This window comes from Acinetobacter sp. ANC 3903, from assembly GCF_002135315.1.
GTDB lineage: Bacteria > Pseudomonadota > Gammaproteobacteria > Pseudomonadales > Moraxellaceae > Acinetobacter.
Genome location: NZ_NEGA01000014.1, coordinates 94,788 through 112,695, shown reverse-complemented (window position 1 = coordinate 112,695; position 17,908 = coordinate 94,788). Strand labels below are relative to the sequence as shown.

Annotated in this window: 15 protein-coding genes and 3 pseudogenes; 13 read left to right on the top strand and 5 right to left on the bottom strand. The window is 48.2% G+C overall.

Annotation, left to right across the window (positions count from 1 at the left end):
- Nucleotides 1–301 (bottom strand): annotated as a pseudogene (locus tag B9T29_RS12030) (formyltetrahydrofolate deformylase); the annotation flags it as partial.
- Nucleotides 302–555: 254 nt separating this feature from the next.
- Here B9T29_RS12030 and B9T29_RS12025 point away from each other — a divergent pair.
- The 8 genes from B9T29_RS12025 (at nucleotide 556) to B9T29_RS11990 (ending at nucleotide 8,476) form a co-directional block, all read left to right on the top strand.
- Nucleotides 556–876: a DMT family transporter gene (locus B9T29_RS12025; protein ID WP_086176145.1), complete on the top strand. Its 321-nt coding sequence runs from the start codon at nucleotides 556–558 to the stop codon at nucleotides 874–876.
- A 170-nt stretch (nucleotides 877–1,046) separates the two neighbouring features.
- Nucleotides 1,047–1,280, top strand: coding sequence for a hypothetical protein (locus B9T29_RS12020; RefSeq protein WP_086176144.1), 234 nt, complete (start codon nucleotides 1,047–1,049; stop codon nucleotides 1,278–1,280).
- Nucleotides 1,281–1,512: 232 nt separating this feature from the next.
- Nucleotides 1,513–2,379, top strand: a complete 867-nt coding sequence (gene purU, locus B9T29_RS12015) for a formyltetrahydrofolate deformylase (protein ID WP_086176143.1) — start codon at nucleotides 1,513–1,515, stop codon at nucleotides 2,377–2,379.
- A complete protein-coding gene (folD, locus tag B9T29_RS12010; RefSeq protein WP_086176142.1) occupies nucleotides 2,376–3,275 on the top strand; it encodes a bifunctional methylenetetrahydrofolate dehydrogenase/methenyltetrahydrofolate cyclohydrolase FolD in 900 nt (299 codons plus the stop codon). Before purU ends, folD begins: the two co-directional genes overlap by 4 nt.
- A gap of 38 nt (nucleotides 3,276–3,313) precedes the next feature.
- Nucleotides 3,314–4,552, top strand: coding sequence for an FAD-dependent oxidoreductase (locus tag B9T29_RS12005; protein WP_004704294.1), 1,239 nt, complete (start codon nucleotides 3,314–3,316; stop codon nucleotides 4,550–4,552).
- An 11-nt stretch (nucleotides 4,553–4,563) separates the two neighbouring features.
- Nucleotides 4,564–4,899: a sarcosine oxidase subunit delta gene (locus B9T29_RS12000; protein ID WP_086176141.1), complete on the top strand. Its 336-nt coding sequence runs from the start codon at nucleotides 4,564–4,566 to the stop codon at nucleotides 4,897–4,899.
- Nucleotides 4,896–7,808 carry a glycine cleavage T C-terminal barrel domain-containing protein gene (locus tag B9T29_RS11995; RefSeq protein WP_086176140.1) on the top strand — a complete coding sequence of 971 codons (2,913 nt, stop codon included), beginning with the start codon at nucleotides 4,896–4,898 and terminating at the stop codon, nucleotides 7,806–7,808. The genes B9T29_RS12000 and B9T29_RS11995 overlap by 4 nt, the downstream gene beginning before the upstream one ends.
- 2 nt (nucleotides 7,809–7,810) lie before the next feature.
- On the top strand, nucleotides 7,811–8,476 hold the full coding sequence (locus B9T29_RS11990) for a sarcosine oxidase subunit gamma (RefSeq protein WP_086176139.1): 666 nt from the start codon (nucleotides 7,811–7,813) through the stop codon (nucleotides 8,474–8,476).
- A 651-nt stretch (nucleotides 8,477–9,127) separates the two neighbouring features.
- Here the strand turns inward: B9T29_RS11990 and B9T29_RS11985 are convergent.
- The 3 genes from B9T29_RS11985 to B9T29_RS16870 all read right to left on the bottom strand — a co-directional run bounded on the left by B9T29_RS11985 (nucleotide 9,128) and on the right by B9T29_RS16870 (nucleotide 12,721).
- The gene (locus tag B9T29_RS11985; protein WP_086176138.1) at nucleotides 9,128–10,441 is read right to left on the bottom strand and encodes an ammonium transporter; all 1,314 of its coding nucleotides are present in this window, start codon (nucleotides 10,439–10,441) and stop codon (nucleotides 9,128–9,130) included.
- Nucleotides 10,442–10,855: 414 nt separating this feature from the next.
- Nucleotides 10,856–12,169, bottom strand: a complete 1,314-nt coding sequence (locus B9T29_RS11980; RefSeq protein ID WP_086176137.1) for an ammonium transporter — start codon at nucleotides 12,167–12,169, stop codon at nucleotides 10,856–10,858.
- Nucleotides 12,170–12,493: 324 nt separating this feature from the next.
- Nucleotides 12,494–12,721, bottom strand: coding sequence for a cupin domain-containing protein (locus B9T29_RS16870; RefSeq protein ID WP_410169417.1), 228 nt, complete (start codon nucleotides 12,719–12,721; stop codon nucleotides 12,494–12,496).
- Between the two features lie 92 nt (nucleotides 12,722–12,813).
- Here B9T29_RS16870 and B9T29_RS16865 point away from each other — a divergent pair.
- Nucleotides 12,814–12,876, top strand: a pseudogene (locus B9T29_RS16865) (hypothetical protein); the annotation flags it as partial.
- Here the strand turns inward: B9T29_RS16865 and B9T29_RS16860 are convergent.
- Nucleotides 12,875–13,093: pseudogene (locus B9T29_RS16860) on the bottom strand (helix-turn-helix domain-containing protein); the annotation flags it as partial. The pseudogenes B9T29_RS16865 and B9T29_RS16860 overlap by 2 nt on opposite strands.
- A gap of 294 nt (nucleotides 13,094–13,387) precedes the next feature.
- On the opposite strand from B9T29_RS16860, the gene glnT reads away from it, so the two are divergent.
- The 4 genes from glnT to B9T29_RS11950 all read left to right on the top strand — a co-directional run bounded on the left by glnT (nucleotide 13,388) and on the right by B9T29_RS11950 (nucleotide 17,887).
- Nucleotides 13,388–14,785: a type III glutamate--ammonia ligase gene (glnT, locus tag B9T29_RS11965; RefSeq protein ID WP_322853472.1), complete on the top strand. Its 1,398-nt coding sequence runs from the start codon at nucleotides 13,388–13,390 to the stop codon at nucleotides 14,783–14,785.
- Nucleotides 14,786–14,851: 66 nt separating this feature from the next.
- The gene (locus B9T29_RS11960; protein ID WP_086176135.1) at nucleotides 14,852–15,766 is read left to right on the top strand and encodes a class II glutamine amidotransferase; all 915 of its coding nucleotides are present in this window, start codon (nucleotides 14,852–14,854) and stop codon (nucleotides 15,764–15,766) included.
- Nucleotides 15,767–15,799: 33 nt separating this feature from the next.
- Entirely contained in the window at nucleotides 15,800–16,525 is a 726-nt protein-coding gene (locus B9T29_RS11955) for a protein glxC (protein ID WP_086176134.1), read from the top strand.
- Nucleotides 16,526–16,552: 27 nt separating this feature from the next.
- On the top strand, nucleotides 16,553–17,887 hold the full coding sequence (locus B9T29_RS11950) for an FMN-binding glutamate synthase family protein (RefSeq protein WP_086176133.1): 1,335 nt from the start codon (nucleotides 16,553–16,555) through the stop codon (nucleotides 17,885–17,887).
- Nucleotides 17,888–17,908: the final 21 nt, after the last annotated feature.

Sequence of the window (17,908 nt, the reverse complement as noted above, 5' to 3'; positions counted from 1 at the left end):
ATTTGCTGACCAGGATCATGACTTTCATCGGTGCGCTGCAGTCATAGAAGGTCGCCTGCATCGCGAACAGCTGTTCGACTTCGGCAAAGCTGGCTTTCAGGCTGTCAATATCGCCACTGGCGTCATTGAAACGGAACACAATACGGGTAAAGAAATAGCCGGTGGTCTCGTCATCATACTGTGCCATTTCACTGATATAGCAGCCGTTCTGGGCAAGGCAGCCGCTGATGGCGGCAACGATGCCGGATGCAGCCGGGCAACGGATTTTTAGAATATATTGGGCTGAAGTGTACTGCGTCATGGTCGATTTGCTCCGGTATTTAAGGCAGTCAAAACTCAGGTGCTCAAGATGGATATTCTTAAGAGTAAATTTAATTTCTTGTAAAAATTTATATAAAAACACACGTCGTTGTCCATATTTCTTGTTTAAATTCAGCTACTTTTTATGAGTATGCCTTTAGGGGTATAGGTAAAATTGGCCAGCCATCGCAGTATTAAAATCAGCCGAACGCTGAGCTGATCCGGCATAAAACTCAATTCAGGGAGTCAATACAGATGGCATGGATAGTTTTAGTTCTGGCCGGTATTTTTGAGATTATCTGGGCCTATTCCATGAAACTTTCAGCCGGTTTTAGCAAGCCGGTCCCCACCCTCATGACGGTGGTTTTTGTGATTTTAAGTTTTCTGCTGTTGAGCTATGCCATGCGCACGCTGCCCTTAGGCACGGCCTATACCATTTGGTCGGGCATTGGTGTGGTCGGGGCATTTTTGCTGGGCATCTTGATCTTGGGCGAGCAGGCCACCTTGATGCGTATTTTAGCCGCCATTCTGATTACGGCTGGACTGCTATTAATGAAATTATCCGAACCCTCCTGATCTGCAATTTGGTGCAGACCATCAAGCAAATGCGCAGTTTTAATGCATAAAATATTCATATCAGGAATAAATTCCAGATTTAGCCGGTATCAAACAGGACAAATCGGCTATTGGCAAACTTGGCGCGGTATTTGCTTTTTATCAATTGAACTTTGTAAAAGGAGAATGCGATGAGCTATCCGGAACACTTTGTGATTAAGAAAATTCGCTTATTAACACCGACCACCTGTGAGGTGTATATGCTGAATATGAACAAGAAGTTTATGAAAGGCTGGCTGATTCGATGCAATCAGGGTCTGGTTCAGCAGTTTCATGAACAGATGAACCATTTGATGCAGTCTGCCCAGCCTTTTCAGGAATTGTTGCAGCTGAAGCAGTTTCATCGGGTAGAGGTTTTATGTTAAGCCAAATCTAGCCAGCAGGAGATTAATTTCCTGCTGGTGCTTTCGCACATCTTAATAAAAATCAATAATTTAAAAAACTTTCCTAAAAATAAAAAAACTTTCCTAAAGCTGTAGACGGCTGAAAAAAAATCCTATATAAATTCTCACAGAGAAAATAATTTTCCTAAAGGGAAAATTAAACATCGCATAGAAACTCACTTTAAAGATTGAGAATTTATAGGAAGCACCCCCTATGCCCCAGAACGCTACAGCCCAATATATTCTAAAAATCCGTTGCCCGGCTGCATCCGGCATCGTTGCCGCCATCAGCGGCTGCCTTGCCCAGAACGGCTGCTATATCAGTGAAATGGCACAGTATGATGACGAGACCACCGGCTATTTCTTTACCCGTATTGTGTTCCGTTTCAATGACGCCAGTGGCGATATTGACAGCCTGAAAGCCAGCTTTGCCGAAGTCGAACAGCTGTTCGCGATGCAGGCGACCTTCTATGACTGCAGCGCACCGATGAAAGTCATGATCCTGGTCAGCAAATTTGATCACTGTTTCCTCAACCTGCTGTATCGCCATCATAAAGGCGAACTGGATTTCCAGATTACTGCGGTGGTGTCCAACCATCTGGACTTGCGTCCAATTGCAGAACGTGAAGGCCTGCGCTTTATCTATCTGCCGGTGACCAAAGACAGCAAAGCACAGCAGGAACAGGAATTGCTGAAAATTGTGGATGAAACCGGTACCGAACTGGTGATTCTGGCGCGCTATATGCAGATCCTGTCAGATAACCTGTGCCGTCAGCTGGCAGGACGTGCCATCAATATCCACCATTCGTTTCTGCCCGGCTTTAAAGGGGCCAAGCCTTATCATCAGGCCTTTGAACGCGGCGTAAAACTGATCGGGGCCACGGCACATTTTGTCACCGGTGATCTGGACGAAGGCCCGATTATCGAGCAGGAAGTGCAGCGGGTAGACCATGCCTATTTACCGGATGACCTGGTGTCGGTAGGGCGTGATACCGAAACAGTCGCGCTGTCCAAAGCAGTGAAATACTTTGTTGAACACCGCGTATTCCTTAATGATGACCGTACGGTGGTATTTAAATGAACATAGCCATTCAAGAACACTCACAGCCGTTGATAATCGATGGCAAAGCAACGGCACAAACCGTTTTGGACGAGATCAAAAGCGAAGTGCAGCAGATGAAAGCGCAAGGTATTGAGCCTTGCCTTGCGGTAGTCCTGGTCGGAGATGATCCAGCCAGTCATGTCTATGTGCGCAACAAAGTTGAAAAAGCGCTGTATGTCGGCATCCGCTCACTGGAATACCGCATGTCGGCAGATACAGAGGCTGACACGCTGTTGCAGAAAATTGATGAACTGAATGCAGATGCCACCGTGCATGGCATCCTGGTGCAGCTGCCATTGCCGGCGCATATTGATGAAACGGCTGTGTTGCAGCGCATTCATCCGCTTAAGGATGTTGACGGTTTTCACAGTGAAAATGTCGGCGGTCTGAGTCAGGGTCGTGAGGTCTTAACCCCATGTACACCGACCGGCTGTATCCGCCTGCTGAAAGATACCCTGGGGCCGGATTTGTCCGGACTGCATGCCGTGGTGGTGGGCCGTTCCAACATTGTCGGCAAGCCGATGGCGGCGCTGTTATTAAAAGAAAGCTGCACCGTCAGCATTGTCCATTCACGCACCCAGAATATTCGCGACATTTGCAAAAATGCGGACATTCTGGTGGCAGCCGTCGGTAGACCGAAAATGATCGATGCATCGTATTTAAAACCGGGTGCTGTGGTCATTGATGTGGGGATTAACCGCATTCAGGAAAACGGCAAAAACCGTCTGGTCGGAGATGTCGATTATGACGATGCGCTGTCTGTGGTCAAAGCCATCACGCCTGTTCCGGGCGGTGTCGGACCCATGACCATTGCCTACCTGATGAAAAATACCCTTGATGCTGCGCGTATGCAGGCAAACATTTTTAAAAAATAAGCTAGCGGCATTGGAAAAGATGCCTTGGAGAAGAAATCATGCCACTTGGTTTGCTCAAATACGGATTAAGCAGTGAATATCCTGTTGAAGTTGATTTGCCTCCACCGAAGGAGCTGAAATCACACTATGACGTAGTGATTATTGGCGCTGGCGGTCATGGTTTGGCAATCGCATATTATCTTGCAAAATATCAAGGCATCACCAATGTTGCTGTGCTGGAAAAATCCTATCTTGGCGGTGGTAATACGGCGCGCAATACTGCGGTGATCCGTTCCAACTATCTGACCTCAGAAGGGGTGAAGTTCTATTCAGAATCGGTTGATTTATTTAAAAACCTGTCCAATGAATTTGACTTCAACATCATGTATTCAGAGCGCGGCCAGCTGACTTTGGCGCATACTGATTCTACTGTGCGTGCCTTCCGCCAGCGTGCCGAAGTGAATAAGCATTTTGGCGGTCGTACCGAAATGATTGACCGCCAGCAAATTAAGGAGCTGGTACCGTGTCTGAATCTTGATCCTGCACATTTGCCGGTTCTGGCAGGACTCTGGCATATGGATGGTGCCACAGCGCGGCATGATGCCGTGGCCTGGGGCTATGCCAAGGAAGCAGCGAAACGCGGCGTAGAAATCCACCAGCTGACTGAAGTACAGGATTTTGTGACTGAAAAAAACCAGGTCACGGCGGTGAAAACCAACCGCGGCAGCATCAAGTGTGGCTGCGTGGTGCAGGCGATTGCCGGTGCTTCCAGCATTTTAATGAACAAGCTGCATATCAAGTCGCCGATTCATACCTTCCCGCTGCAAGCCATGGTGTCCCAGCCGTTTAAACCGTTTATCAACCCCTTGGTCAGCTCGTCTGCTTTGCACTGCTATGTGCAGCAAACCAGCCGCGGTGAAATTGTCTTTGGCGGCGGTTCAGACCCTTATCCGCTGTACAACACCCGTTCTACCCTGGATTTAAAAGAAAGCCTGCTGGCTCATGCCATTGAAATGTTCCCGTTTATGGCCAATGTCAAACTCATGCGCCAATGGGCGGGCATGACCGACATGACACCTGACTACAGCCCGATTATGGGCAAATCGCCTTATGACAATTATTACCTGGATGCAGGTTGGGGCACCTGGGGCTTTAAATCCACCCCGATCTGCGGCAAGACCATGGCGGAACTTGTGGCGACTGGCCGTACGCCGGATCTGATCAAGCCATTTGAATTGTCGCGTTTCAGCCGCTTCCAGCAAGTTAATGAAATGGGCGCCACTGCGGCGAGCCATTAAGGAGTAAACCCATGAAAATAATGATTTGTCCTTTAAATGGTCCACGAAATATCAGTGAATTTAGTTATGGCGGCGAGCTGAAAACCATGCCCGATCAGAACACCTGCAGCAATGAAGAATGGGCAGATTATGTGTTCAATAAAAGCAATATCGCTGGCGTGGTACTGGAATGGTGGATGCATACTCCAAGCAGTTATTGGTTTATTGCCGAGCGCCATACAGTGAGCGATGAAATTCTGCGTACCTTTGATGCCAAGGAAATGTTTAGCCAGCGCATCGATTTTGAAAATCCGGCAGCTACAGAAAAAACAGCAGAACAGGCTGCTAAACAGGAGGTATCCGCATGAGCAATCTAGATTTAAACCGACTGCCTTTGCCGTATGGCATTTTGATTGACCGCAACCAGCCTGTGACTTTTCAGTTTGATCAGCAGACTTTTCAGGGCTATGCGGGCGACAGTATTGCCAGTGCCTTGATTGCCAATCAGCGCTGGATTATGTCGCGCTCTTTTAAATACCACCGTCCGCGTGCACCTTTAACCATGGCGGGACAAGATGCCAATACGCTGATTCAATTGCCGCAGGAGCCGAATGTACTGGCAGATAGCACCGAGATTGCAGCAAATCTGTCGGCAATGGGGCAAAACTATGCTGGCTCGTTAATGAAAGACAGCGATGCGTTTTTAGGCAAATTTTCAAAATTTATGCCTGTCGGCTTCTATTACCGCTCATTCTACAAGCCTAAAGGGGTCTGGAAGCTGTGGGAGTCCATGATCCGTAAAAAAGCCGGGCTGGGTGTACTTGATCTAAACTTCGAACCTGAATATTACGACAAAGCCTATCTATTTACGGATATTGCCATTATTGGTGCCGGTCCGGCCGGCTTGCAGGCAGCGTTAACCGCCGCGAATGCCGGCATGAAAGTGTTGCTAATCGAACAGGATAAAATACTGGGTGGCAGCCTGCATTATGCGCGTTTTGATGCCGAAGGCAAAAAAGCTTCTGCATGTGCGGCCAAACTGATTGCGCAAGTAGAACAGCATGAAAACATTAGCGTGCTGAAACAAGCTATCTGTAATGCCTGGTTTACCGATCATTATTTACCGGTCATTCAAGGCAAGCGCATGTATAAAGTCCGTGCCAAGCAATGCATTGTGGCCAGCGGCAGTTTTGACCAGCCGGTGGTGTTCCGCAACAACGACTTGCCCGGCGTGCTGTTGACCAGTGCGGTACAACGTCTGGTCAAACTGTATGGGGTACGGCCCGGCCAGAAAACGGTTATTTTAACCGGTAACGATGACGGCTATCTGGCTGCCCTAGATCTGGCCGAAGCCGGTATCTCTGTGGCTGCCCTGATCGACATGCGCGCGGGTGCAGAAGATTCCGCTTTGCAAAAAGCGGTTGAACTGCACCAGATTCCGGTCTATCTCAGCAGTACCGTGTATGAAGCCTTGCATAGCAAGGATATGCAGCATCTGACCGGAGTCGATATACGCAGTATTGTTGCAGAAGGCCAGGTGGGTACACACAGCAAGAAAATTGATTGTGATGTGCTGGCCATGTCATCCGGTTATATGCCGGTGTACCAGCTGCTGTGTCAAGCCGGGGCAAAACTGAACTATAACGACAAAAAGGCACAATTCAGCATTTCCGGTTTACCTCAGGGATTGCACATTAGCGGCTCTGTTGCCGGTGTACATCAGCTGGACAATGTTCTGCAAGATGCGGTGCAAACCGCCACGGATGCAGTGAATACTATTTTGGGCAATGCTGCAGCAGCAGCGAAAAAACCTGTTGTCGAAGCAGCCGTGAATTTTCCATGGCCGATTTTCGCGCATCCTAAAGGCAAAGAATTTGTCGATTATGATGAAGACCTGCAAATCCGCGATATTATCAATGCCACCAAATCCGGCTACCGTGATATACAGCTGGTCAAGCGCTTTTCTACCGTGGGCATGGGACCTTCTCAAGGCCGTCATTCAGCCTTGCCCACTGCGCGTCTCGTGGCAAAATATACAGACCGGACAGTGAGCGAAACCGGGGTTACGACCGCCCGCCCACCATTCACCGCAGAAAAACTGGCGCATATTGCGGGACGTGGTTTTGATCCATTCCGTCAAACTGCCATGCATCAACGCCATATTGAGGCAGGTGCACAAATGATGCCGGCAGGCAACTGGCAGCGTCCGGCCTATTATGGTGAAGTTTCTGGCCGTTTGCAGCATATTGAAAACGAAGTGCGCAATGTACGTCAGAATGTCGGCATGATTGATGTCTCTACTTTAGGCGGACTAGATCTTCGCGGGCCTGACAGCGGCGAGTTCCTCAACCGGTTATATACCTTCGGTTTTGTAAAATTGCCGGTGGGTAAAACCCGTTATGCGGTCATGACTGCCGAAGATGGTGTGGTGATTGATGATGGTGTTGCCGGGCGTTTAAGTGAAAACCATTTTTATGTTACGGCAACCACCAGCGGGGTAGACCGCATTTACCAGCAAATGCTGAAATGGAATGCGCAGTGGCGCTTAAATGTCGATATCGCCAATGTCACGTCGGCATTTGCGGCGGTGAATATTGCCGGTCCGAATTCCCGCAAAGTGCTGCAAAAGGTCTGTCAGGATGTCGATTTCAGTGCAGCAGCATTTCCCTACCTGGGTTTGCGCACCGGAACTATCCAGGGCATTGCTGTACGTATCTTGCGCGTCGGTTTTGTAGGCGAATTGGGCTATGAAATTCACTTCCCCGCACGCTATGGCGAGTTCATGTGGGATCTGCTGATGCAGGCGGGTCAAGAATTCTCAATGAAGCCTTTTGGGGTAGAAAGCCAGCGACTGCTGCGTCTGGAAAAGGGTCATATCATTATCAGTCAGGATACCGATGGCATGTCGCATCCTAAAGAAGTGGACTTAGGCTGGGCTGTGGCGAAAAGCAAGCCTTGGTTCGTGGGCAAGCGTTCCATTGCCATTTTGGAACAGCAGCCCATGAAACGCAAATTGGTGTCCTTTGTGCTGGACAAACAGCAGCAAAAACCGCTGGAAGGCCATATTGTGCTGGATGGTGACAAAATTACAGGAAACGTAACCTCGTGTGAATATTCACCGACCCTGGACCAAATTATTGGCATGGCCTATGTCGGTATCGAGCAAAGCGCAGTGGGCCAGCAGTTCCAGATTCGTGTGGAAAAAGGCGCAAGCATCTACGCCACAGTAGTAAAAGCGCCTTTTTATGACCCTAATAATGCCCGTCAGGAGATCTGATCATGAGTATTTTACCTCAAGCGGAACGCAGTCCCATTCAAAAAACCTGTGCGGCCTATCAGTCTTATGGCACCGGACGCATGTTTCTTGCAGGCGCTGAATCCCGACACATTCAGCAATGTGCGCTGGTGGATTTAACCAATATGCCACGCGTCGGTTTCCGGGGAACCGACAGTGCCAGCTATTTAAGTGCAGCGGGTTTTGCATTGCCGGATGCACCCAACAAATTGTGTCATCAGGCTAATGGCAGCATTGTGGCACGGCTATCTGCGACCGAATATTTGGTGCTGGGTGCAATGCAGGATTTTGGCGAAAGTGTTGCCGCACTGGAACTGGAGTGGGAGCTGAGTGACCGCGCCAACTATTTGCTGCCGCGCCAGGACAGCCATGCCTGGATTCAGCTGACCGGACAATCTGTGGCTTTGATCATGGCTAAGCTGTGTGCCGTCGATTTGTCCGCAGAAGCTTTTGCTGCAGGTCAGATTGCACAGACCTCGGTGGCACGCATTAATACTGTGGTGATGAATGTTAGCGATGCCCAAGCGCCGAAATTCAATCTCTTGTGTGATCGGGCCTCTGCACTGTATTTGTGGAAGGTACTGCTGGATGCCATTGCAGAATTTGATGGTCAAGCTGTCGGTATTGATGGGCTGCTCAGCATTGCATAAATAACAATTCTGTTTTCCCCCAACTGCAATCCCCTTGAATGGCTGTTAGCGTAAGCTGGCAGCCATTTGCTTTATGTGCTGGCATCAGGACAGCAATAAACCTTTATCATAAGAGCGTACAACCGTCCATTTGCTAAAGCTATGCTTTCAAGCATTTGCCGCTTAATGAAGCATAGTCTTGATCAAGAAAAAATTTAAATTATTCAAACCGATAGGACGAAATTTGCCGTTTGCTCTTGCAGCCATGGCTACATGATCGCGCTACCCGATTTTTCTATAATGATGACCCTGTATAGAGAATTCTCTTTGTGGTTCTTTTTGGAATGTTCAGCAACCTATAGTTGATGGAGCACTCGGCATTTCATCATACAATCTCCAAGACGTGTTGTGGGAAAATGACCGAAATGAAGCCGTCAGCAACTTATCCATTCCTATTTTTCCCATAAAGAGAGAATGAGCGATGAGAGTACCGGTTTAACCCGATGACAGGGTGCCCAACAGTTAAAATCCGCAGATGGACAGTAGCGGTATTTAATCCCCAAAGGGCAGCATAGCCATGCCATGTATGAAAATGATGCAAAGCGATGTTTATCCCAAGCAGCTATAAAAAAACAAGGGCCGAAGCCCTTATTTATTCATTTTTTTATGCACTTAGTTATAGGCACGTTCGTTATGATCACTGACATCCAGGCCTTGTTGTTCCTGTTCTGCTGTTACACGTAGCCCCACCGTTTTATCAATGATTTTCAGCAAGATCCAGCTCAAGATGCCGACATAGGCAAAGGTCATCAAAATGCTGGCAAGCTGTGCAAAGAATTGTGGTAGCAGGGAAATACCTTCAACATTACCACCCAACTCGGGGATACAGAAAATACCGGTCAGCAGGCAGCCAACCATACCGCCAATGCCATGTAAGGAAAATACATCCAGCGCGTCGTCTACGCCGAGCTTTTTCTTTAGTATCATAATCGCGTAATAGCTGGCCATACTGGTGAGCAGGCCAATCACAATTGCACCAAAAGGGCCAACATAAGCGGCCGCCGGGGTAATGCCCACCAAGCCGCCAATGGCACCTGAAGCCAGACCAAAGGCAGTGACATGGCCGGAATACATTTTTTCAGCAAACATCCAGCCGACAATGCCACCACAGGTTGCCAGCATGGTGGTCATGAAAATCAGTGCGGCTGAAGAATTGATGGCCAGAGCCGAACCCACGTTAAAACCGAACCAGCCGGCCCAGAGCAATGCTGCGCCAATCATCACGAATACCACATTGTGCGGTGGCATGGGGGTAGCAGGCCAGCCCTTGCGTTTGCCCACCACCATGGCACCGACAAATGCCGTGACCCCGGCTGCAATATGTACGGCAGTACCGCCGGCAAAGTCCAATACTCCCCAGTTATGGAATAGTGCGCCTTTGCCGCCCCACACCATATGGGCCATTGGGCCATAGATCAGCACTATCCACAGAGATGAAAAAATAACCGTTGCCCGGAATTTCATTCTTTCCGCAAAGCCACCCAGTGCAATACACGGCGTGATCATGGCAAATGTCATCAGGAACACAATCAAGATATATTCAGGAATGCCACCTGCCAGGCTTTCTGCCGTGATGCCTTTCAGCATCAGTTTATCCAGGCCACCGACAATGCTGTTCAGATTATAAACGCCTTCTTGCATATTGGTGGTATCGGTTGCCAGGCTATATACTCCGGCCACCCATAAAATGCCGACAATACCGGCAATCGCAAAAAACTGGGTAAATAAAGACAGGATATTTTTGGCGCGGACCATACCGCCATAAAACAGCGCAAGTCCTGGAATAAACATCAGCAGGACAATAACAATAGAAACCATGAGCCATACAGTGGCAGGTCCATCAATCGTTCCCTCAGCGGCGAAAACTGCGCTAGGCGACAGCAGTACACTCAGCATGAGTAACTTCTTCACATTGTTCATTATCATGAATTGCTCCTGAATCTCATGAATATAGATTTACATTAGCTTGCCCATTTTTTGGTGGGAATTGGTATTACTAAAGGGAATATTTCTTTCATGATTCAAGATGCAATTCTTATACCATTAGTCTTTAATTAATAATTATTTTATTATTTTTCAAATATATATTTTTACTTAATTTTCGGTTAAACGATCTATCATAATCATTTTCAAGCTACAGCGTCTATATCTCAAAAGAAGTAGCCCTTTAGCCATGGTCAGCTGTTTTTACCCCGAGAAAGCAGATGGGAATTGCCAGTCTGAGCATTGTACTTGCAAAAATAAAAGCAAATGCCCTGAAGCATTTGCTTGGTGAAGTTGAAATATTTTAAATGGACTAAAATGAAATTTTAATTTATCAACTGAAAGCGGGCTGTGGACTTAGTTGTTATAAGCACGTTCGTTGTGATCGCTGACATCCAGACCGCGCTCTTCCTGTTCCGGGGTTGCACGTAAACCGATGGTCTTATCGACGAACTTCATAATCAGCCAGGTCAGCACGCCACAATAAATCACGGTGAGTACAATACTGCCTGCCTGTGCAGCCAACTGGTTCAGCAGGGAAATGTCGGCCACTTTGCCGCCCAGTTGCGGGATGCAGAAAATACCGGTGAGCATACAGCCGACCATGCCGCCTATACCATGCAGGGCAAAGACATCCAGAGCATCATCAATCCCCATTTTATGTTTCAGCTTGGTCACGGCATAAAAACAGCAGATGGCGGTGATAAAGCCGATCGCCAACGCACCAAAAGGTCCGACATAAGCTGCTGCAGGGGTAATGCCCACCAGTCCGCCAATCGCGCCTGAAGCCAGGCCCAAAGCCGTGACATGCTGGGTATGCATTTTTTCAATCACCATCCAGCCTAAGATGCCGCCGCAGGTCGCCACCATGGTGGTCATCATGGCAATGGTTGCCGATGCATTGACCGCGAATGCAGAACCGACGTTAAAGCCGAACCAGCCTACCCATAAAAATGCTGCGCCGATCATGGTATAGACCACATTGTGCGGGGGAACGGGTGCAACCGGCCAGCCTTTACGCTTGCCTAATACGATTGCGCCGACTAAGGCAGTAACACCGGCATTAATATGCACCGCGGTACCGCCAGCAAAGTCCAGAACTCCCCAGGTGTGCATGATTGCACCTTCACCACCCCAGACCATATGGGTCATTGGTCCATATACCAAAACCAGCCACAGGGCAGAAAACAATACCACTGCACCAAACTTCATGCGTTCTGCAAAAGCACCTATGGCCAGACAGGGGGTAATGATCGCGAAGGTCATGCCAAAAATAATCAGAATATATTCAGGTACACCGCCCAGCAGAGTATTTTCATCAATACCCACCAGAAAGGCCTTATTTAAACTGCCAACAAAGCTGTAGAGATTGGTTACCCCCGCTTGCATATGGGTTTTGTCTGCACTCATGCTATAAACCACAGTCAGCCACAATACACAAACCACGCCTGCCACAGCAAAAAACTGGGTATAAATGGACAGAATATTTTTGGCACGGACCATCCCGCCATAAAACAGCGCCAAGCCGGGAACAAACATCAGCAGCACCAGCAGTGTCGACAGCATCATCCATACGGTGGAGGCGCTATCCAGACCGGTCTCACCTGCAAAGGCCAAGCCTGGTAGCAGCAGGCTCGCTGCGACAATTCTTTTTAAATGATTTACCCACATAGGTTGTACTCCGGATTTTTTCACTAGGCTGTAAAGATCAATATTCCAAAATCAATTCGTTGAAATAATATATTCTTATTGGGAATATTTATTTATTTTTAAGCAAAGCAATTCTTATACCAGAGTTGAATCCTGATCCATGGAACAGCCGAGGGATGCTGTCATAAAGGAGGGGGCTGTTGATAGGGAGATGGAACTGTTGAGATGGCGAAAGAGCAATAAGGGTAGGGCAAGATAAACTTTGATTACGCTACCACGCTGTTTATTTGAAGCTGATCAGCAAAAAAGATGGCATTGCCATCTTTTTATAAAAACAGGGCCGCTTTATTCGGCCTGGTTATCTCCATAGTTCACCATGGAGATCAAACGGATGGGGACCTTAATCAATTGTTCTGGGCCATGCGGAATTTCACCATCTAAAGTCAAGCAGTCGCCTGGCTGCATATGAAACACTTCATCGCCATGACGGTACATGATTTCACCTTCAATCAGATACAGCATCTCTGTTCCCGGGTGGGCAAAGGTGGGAAATTCTTCGCTGGCATCATCCATGCTGACCAAATAGGCTTCAAAGTTTTTGCGCGGCCCGCGGGAATGGGTCAGCAGGTGATAAGTATGCCCTTTTTCGGTACCGCGACGCACCACCTCCATCCCTTCGCCTGATTTCACAATCATGGCCCGGCTTTCCTGATGGTCATATTGACTGAATAAGGTGGATAAGGGGATTCCCAGTACTTCACATAGACGGCTCAGCGTTTCAAGGCTGGTCGAGACCTGAGCATTTTCAATTTTACTCAGCATGCCCTGACTGATTTCAGCAGTCTGCGCCACTTCCGCCAGTTTCAAGCCCTGTTCCTGACGGCAACGTTTGATTTGAATGCCAATGTACTGTTCCAGTTTAAGGCTGTTCTTGTTTTGTCTCATTATGGATCAACTCGCACTGTTTTGAATCTAAATCCTGCTGACTCTTAATCAGAATTAAAAAGCAGCCCCGATGTGGAATGAAAGTATTATTTTATGAAACTTTTATTCTCTTTAGGAATATTAAGGCTTTTAGGCCCCAAGCACAAATTTTTTAACCGATCTAAAAAAGTTGGCAAGGGAATTGCTTTCTCTTTAGGAAAGAAAGTTTCTTCTGTTGAATAATACATTGAATCAAATATCTGTGCATTATTCGAGCCAAATATCATTTTTTGTCATATCGGGAGTATGTCAAATATGTTCCAGCAGGCCATCGTAAAAGAGTTCTTTGAAGAAGAACAGGACATCATTAGTAAGCCCAAGTACCGTGCAGAAGTACAGAAAGTCATTGATGATCATCAACTAAAATATGTATTGGCTCAGTTTGTCGATATTCATGGGTCAGCAAAAACAAAATCTGTACCGATTTCGGGTCTCAAAGCCATTGAAGGTGCAGGGGTAGGTTTTGCCGGTTTTGCCATTTCAGGGATGGGGATGCAGCCGCATGGTCCAGACTTTATGGTGAAGGGTGATTTATCTTCTTTAACACCGGTACCCTGGCAGCCGGGTTATGGCCGTGTGGTTTGTGAGGGCCATGTCAACGGCAAACCGCATCCCTATGATTCTCGCTATGTACTGCGCAAGCAAGTTGAGCGTCTGTCGGCTAAAGGCTGGACCCTCAATACCGGCTTGGAACCTGAATTCAGCTTGTTCCGCCGTGGTGAAGACGGCAAACTGAAAGCAGTCGATGAGTCAGACAATCTGGACAAGCCCTGCTATGACTATAAAGGCCTATCCCGTTCACGCCAGTTTCTGGAACGGATTACTGAGGCATTAATTCCAGTCGGTTTTGATATTTACCAAATTGACCATGAAGATGCAAACGGCCAGTTTGAGATTAACTATACCTATAGTGATGCCATGAACTCGGCGGACATGTTTACGTTCTTCCGTATGGCGGCCGGTGAAATTGCCAATGATTTGGGCATGGTCTGTTCGTTTATGCCCAAGCCGGACCCAAAACGTGCCGGCAATGGCATGCATTTCCACTTATCAATAGGCAGTGCAGAATCCAGCAACCTATTTAATGATGACAGTGATCCGCAAGGCATGGGCCTGTCAAAAATGGCCTATCACTTTATTGCAGGACTACTTGAGCATGGTCCGGCCCTGTGTGCCTTCTGCGCCCCAACTGTGAACTCATACAAGCGACTGGTGGTTGGACGTTCACTTTCAGGTTCGACCTGGGCACCGGCATTTATTGCCTATGGTTCAAATAACCGCTCTGCCATGGTTCGTATTCCTTATGGCCGTATTGAACTGCGCTTGCCGGATGCCGGTTGCAATCCTTACTTGGTTTCTGCAGCGATTATTGCTGCCGGCTTAGACGGTATTGAACGTGAACTGACCCCGCCACCTGCATGCAATGAAAACTTGTATACCTTGAGTTTGGAAGAAATTGCTGCACGTGGTATTGGCACCCTGCCTCAATCCCTGAAAGAAGCTGTCGAGGCTCTAAAAGCAGATCCGCTGTTTAGAGAAACACTCGGTGCTGAAATCGTTGATGAATTCATCCTGCAAAAAAGCATGGAATGGGTTGAATACAGCCGCCATGTTTCAGATTGGGAAATTCAGCGCTATACCGAATTTTTCTAAACCTTATTTTCACCCCATAGCGTCCCTAGGACATGAATTAAAAAGAGCATTTAGCGGAGAACAATTATGTGCGGAATCGTAGGCTTATACTTAAAAAATCCAGCTTTGGAATCACAGCTCGGTAAACTGTTTGAACCGATGCTGGAGTCGATGACCGGGCGTGGTCCTGACAGCGCAGGCTTTGCCATTTATGGTGACGAAGTGTCTGAGGGCTGGGTCAAACTCACCTTGCAGTCGGTTGAAGATGAATTTGACTGGTCTGCATTTGCAGAAGCACTGAAAGCAGAACTGAATACTGACATGGACTGGTTCCAGAATGCCACGGCTGCAGTCATTAAAGCAAAATCTGATGAACAAACAGTGCGCGCGGCGATTGGCAAAATTGCCCCGCAGCTCAAGATCATGAGTGTCGGTCAAAGCATCGAAATTCTTAAAGGCATGGGTTTGCCGGCCGAAATTTCTGAGCGTTTTGGTTTGGCGAATATGAAGGGCAGTCACATTATCGGTCATACCCGGATGGCCACTGAAAGTGCAGTGACCATGGAAGGCAGTCATCCATTTTCCACCGGTGCTGATTTGTGTTTAGTGCATAACGGTTCTCTGTCTAATCATGCCCGTTTACGCCAAGAGTTAAAACGTGAAGGCATCAGCTTTGAAACAGATAATGATACCGAAGTGGCTGCAGGCTATCTGACTTGGCGTCTACAGCAAGGGGATTCCCTGGCAGAAGCACTGAACAATGCATTGGACGATCTGGACGGTTTCTTTACCTTTGCCATCGGCACCAAAAACGGTTTTGCCGTGATCCGTGATCCGATTGCCTGCAAACCGGCGGTGTTGGCAGAAACCGATGACTATGTGGCCATGGCTTCCGAATATCAAGCCTTGGCATCATTGCCGAATATTGACAAAGCCAAGGTTTGGGAACCAGAACCAGCCACCTTATATGTTTGGCAACGCAGTGCAGATCAAGCCGCTTAAGAATGACCCAGAATAGAAAACAGGAATAACCCTATGAATACAGCATTTGCAGAAAAAATCAGCACTTCAATTTTAAAAGATGAATTTGATTTAAGCGTAGACAGCATCCGTGATTTAAACCAGGCCCTGCATAGCAAAGAACTGACCGATAGCATTGTGGACTGGAAAGTCAGCAATCCAGGTGGCCAGCATAATATTGCAGTCGGCATTAAAGCCCCTGTGAATGTCACGATTGACGGCCATGCCGGATATTACTGCGCCGGCATGAATCAAGAAGCTCATGTCATCGTCAACGGTAATGTTGGGGTGGGCGTAGCCGAAAATATGATGTCAGGTTCAGTGCATATCAAAGGCAATGCCTCTCAAGCAGCAGGTGCAACAGCGCATGGCGGTCTGCTGGTGATTGAAGGGGATGCTGGGGCACGCTGCGGCATTTCAATGAAAGGCGTCGATATTGTGGTGGGCGGCAGTATTGGACACATGAGCTGCTTTATGGGGCAAGCTGGCCGTCTGGTGGTTTGCGGTGATGCAGGTGATGCGCTGGGCGACTCGCTGTATGAAACCAGAATTTATGTCAAAGGCGTGGTGAAGTCTCTCGGTTCAGACTGTATTGAAAAAGAAATGCGTCAGGAACATCTGGAAGAGCTGGCAGAACTGCTGTCTATAGCCGGATTTGATGAAGATCCCGCTTCTTTCAAACGTTACGGTTCAGCACGCCAACTGTACAACTTCAAAGTCGACAATGCATCTGCATACTAATCAAGCGTAATAATGGAGCAATCAATCATGACTCAAACTATCCAAGAATTTGAACCCGTGTTACGTGAATCTGCAACGTTTGATCGTTTGACCATTCAAGAAATTCAGCGTGCAGCGGCAACCGGCATCTATGACATCCGTGGCGGTGGTACCAAGCGTAAAGTGCCGCACTTTGATGATTTGCTGCTGCTTGGTGCAAGCATGTCACGCTACCCACTGGAAGGCTACCGTGAAAAATGCGGTACTGATGTGGTACTGGGTACACGCTTTGCCAAAAAACCGATTCATTTAAAAATTCCTGTAACGATTGCCGGTATGAGCTTTGGTGCATTATCTGCCAATGCCAAAGAATCTTTAGGCCGCGGTGCCTCTATGGTCGGTACATCCACCACCACCGGTGACGGTGGCATGACCCCTGAAGAACGTGGTCATTCGCAAACATTGGTGTATCAATATTTGCCATCGCGCTACGGCATGAACCCTGACGATTTGCGTAAAGCGGATGCGATTGAAATCGTACTCGGGCAAGGTGCTAAACCCGGCGGTGGCGGTATGCTGCTGGGCATGAAAGTGACGGAACGTGTGGCAGGTATGCGTACTTTGCCAGTCGGTGTCGATCAGCGTAGTGCCTGCCGTCATCCAGACTGGACGGGTCCAGATGACTTGGCAATTAAAATTGCCGAAATCCGTGAAATCACCGATTGGGAAAAGCCAATCTATGTCAAAATCGGGGCCAGCCGTCCTTATTATGACGTAAAACTGGCGGTGAAAGCGGGTGCAGATGTGATCGTGCTGGATGGCATGCAAGGCGGTACCGCAGCTACCCAGGAAGTGTTTATTGAGCACGTCGGTATTCCTATTCTTCCTGCCATTCCGCAAGCAATACAAGCCCTGCAGGAAATGGGCATGCACCGTAAGGTTCAGCTGATTGTTTCTGGCGGTATCCGCACAGGTGCCGATGTGGCGAAAGCGATGGCCTTGGGAGCAGATGCGGTAGCGATTGGTACGGCAGCGCTGATTGCGCTCGGGGATAACCATCCGCGTCTAGACAAAGAACTGAAAGAAATTGGTTCAGCGGCGGGTTATTATGATGACTGGCAAAATGGCCGTGACCCTGCAGGGATTACGACTCAGGATCCAGAACTGTCCAAACGCCTTGACCCGGTTGAAGGGGGACGCCATTTGGCCAATTACCTGCGTGTTTTGGTCTTGGAAGCACAAACCATGGCACGTGCCTGCGGTAAATCGCATTTGCACAATCTGGATCCGGAAGATCTGGTGGCGCTGAATGTCGAGGCGGCGGCAATGGCTCGTGTACCACTTGCTGGAACCAACTGGATTCCAGGTCAAACGCAGTATTAATACACCTTTATAAGATGGAGA

Excerpts from the sequence above, each read along its gene's own strand:
- B9T29_RS11950 (WP_086176133.1), top strand. The coding sequence starts at position 16,553 with ATGACTCAAACTATCCAAGAATTTGAACCCGTGTTACGTGAATCTGCA.
- glnT (WP_322853472.1), top strand. The coding sequence starts at position 13,388 with ATGTTCCAGCAGGCCATCGTAAAAGAGTTCTTTGAAGAAGAACAGGAC.
- B9T29_RS11955 (WP_086176134.1), top strand. The coding sequence starts at position 15,800 with ATGAATACAGCATTTGCAGAAAAAATCAGCACTTCAATTTTAAAAGAT.
- B9T29_RS12000 (WP_086176141.1), top strand. The coding sequence starts at position 4,564 with ATGAAAATAATGATTTGTCCTTTAAATGGTCCACGAAATATCAGTGAA.
- B9T29_RS12020 (WP_086176144.1), top strand. The coding sequence starts at position 1,047 with ATGAGCTATCCGGAACACTTTGTGATTAAGAAAATTCGCTTATTAACA.
- B9T29_RS11960 (WP_086176135.1), top strand. The coding sequence starts at position 14,852 with ATGTGCGGAATCGTAGGCTTATACTTAAAAAATCCAGCTTTGGAATCA.
- B9T29_RS11985 (WP_086176138.1), bottom strand. The coding sequence starts at position 10,441 with ATGATAATGAACAATGTGAAGAAGTTACTCATGCTGAGTGTACTGCTG.
- B9T29_RS11990 (WP_086176139.1), top strand. The coding sequence starts at position 7,811 with ATGAGTATTTTACCTCAAGCGGAACGCAGTCCCATTCAAAAAACCTGT.
- B9T29_RS16870 (WP_410169417.1), bottom strand. The coding sequence starts at position 12,721 with ATGGATGATGCCAGCGAAGAATTTCCCACCTTTGCCCACCCGGGAACA.
- B9T29_RS11995 (WP_086176140.1), top strand. The coding sequence starts at position 4,896 with ATGAGCAATCTAGATTTAAACCGACTGCCTTTGCCGTATGGCATTTTG.
- folD (WP_086176142.1), top strand. The coding sequence starts at position 2,376 with ATGAACATAGCCATTCAAGAACACTCACAGCCGTTGATAATCGATGGC.
- B9T29_RS12005 (WP_004704294.1), top strand. The coding sequence starts at position 3,314 with ATGCCACTTGGTTTGCTCAAATACGGATTAAGCAGTGAATATCCTGTT.
- B9T29_RS11980 (WP_086176137.1), bottom strand. The coding sequence starts at position 12,169 with ATGTGGGTAAATCATTTAAAAAGAATTGTCGCAGCGAGCCTGCTGCTA.
- purU (WP_086176143.1), top strand. The coding sequence starts at position 1,513 with ATGCCCCAGAACGCTACAGCCCAATATATTCTAAAAATCCGTTGCCCG.
- B9T29_RS12025 (WP_086176145.1), top strand. The coding sequence starts at position 556 with ATGGCATGGATAGTTTTAGTTCTGGCCGGTATTTTTGAGATTATCTGG.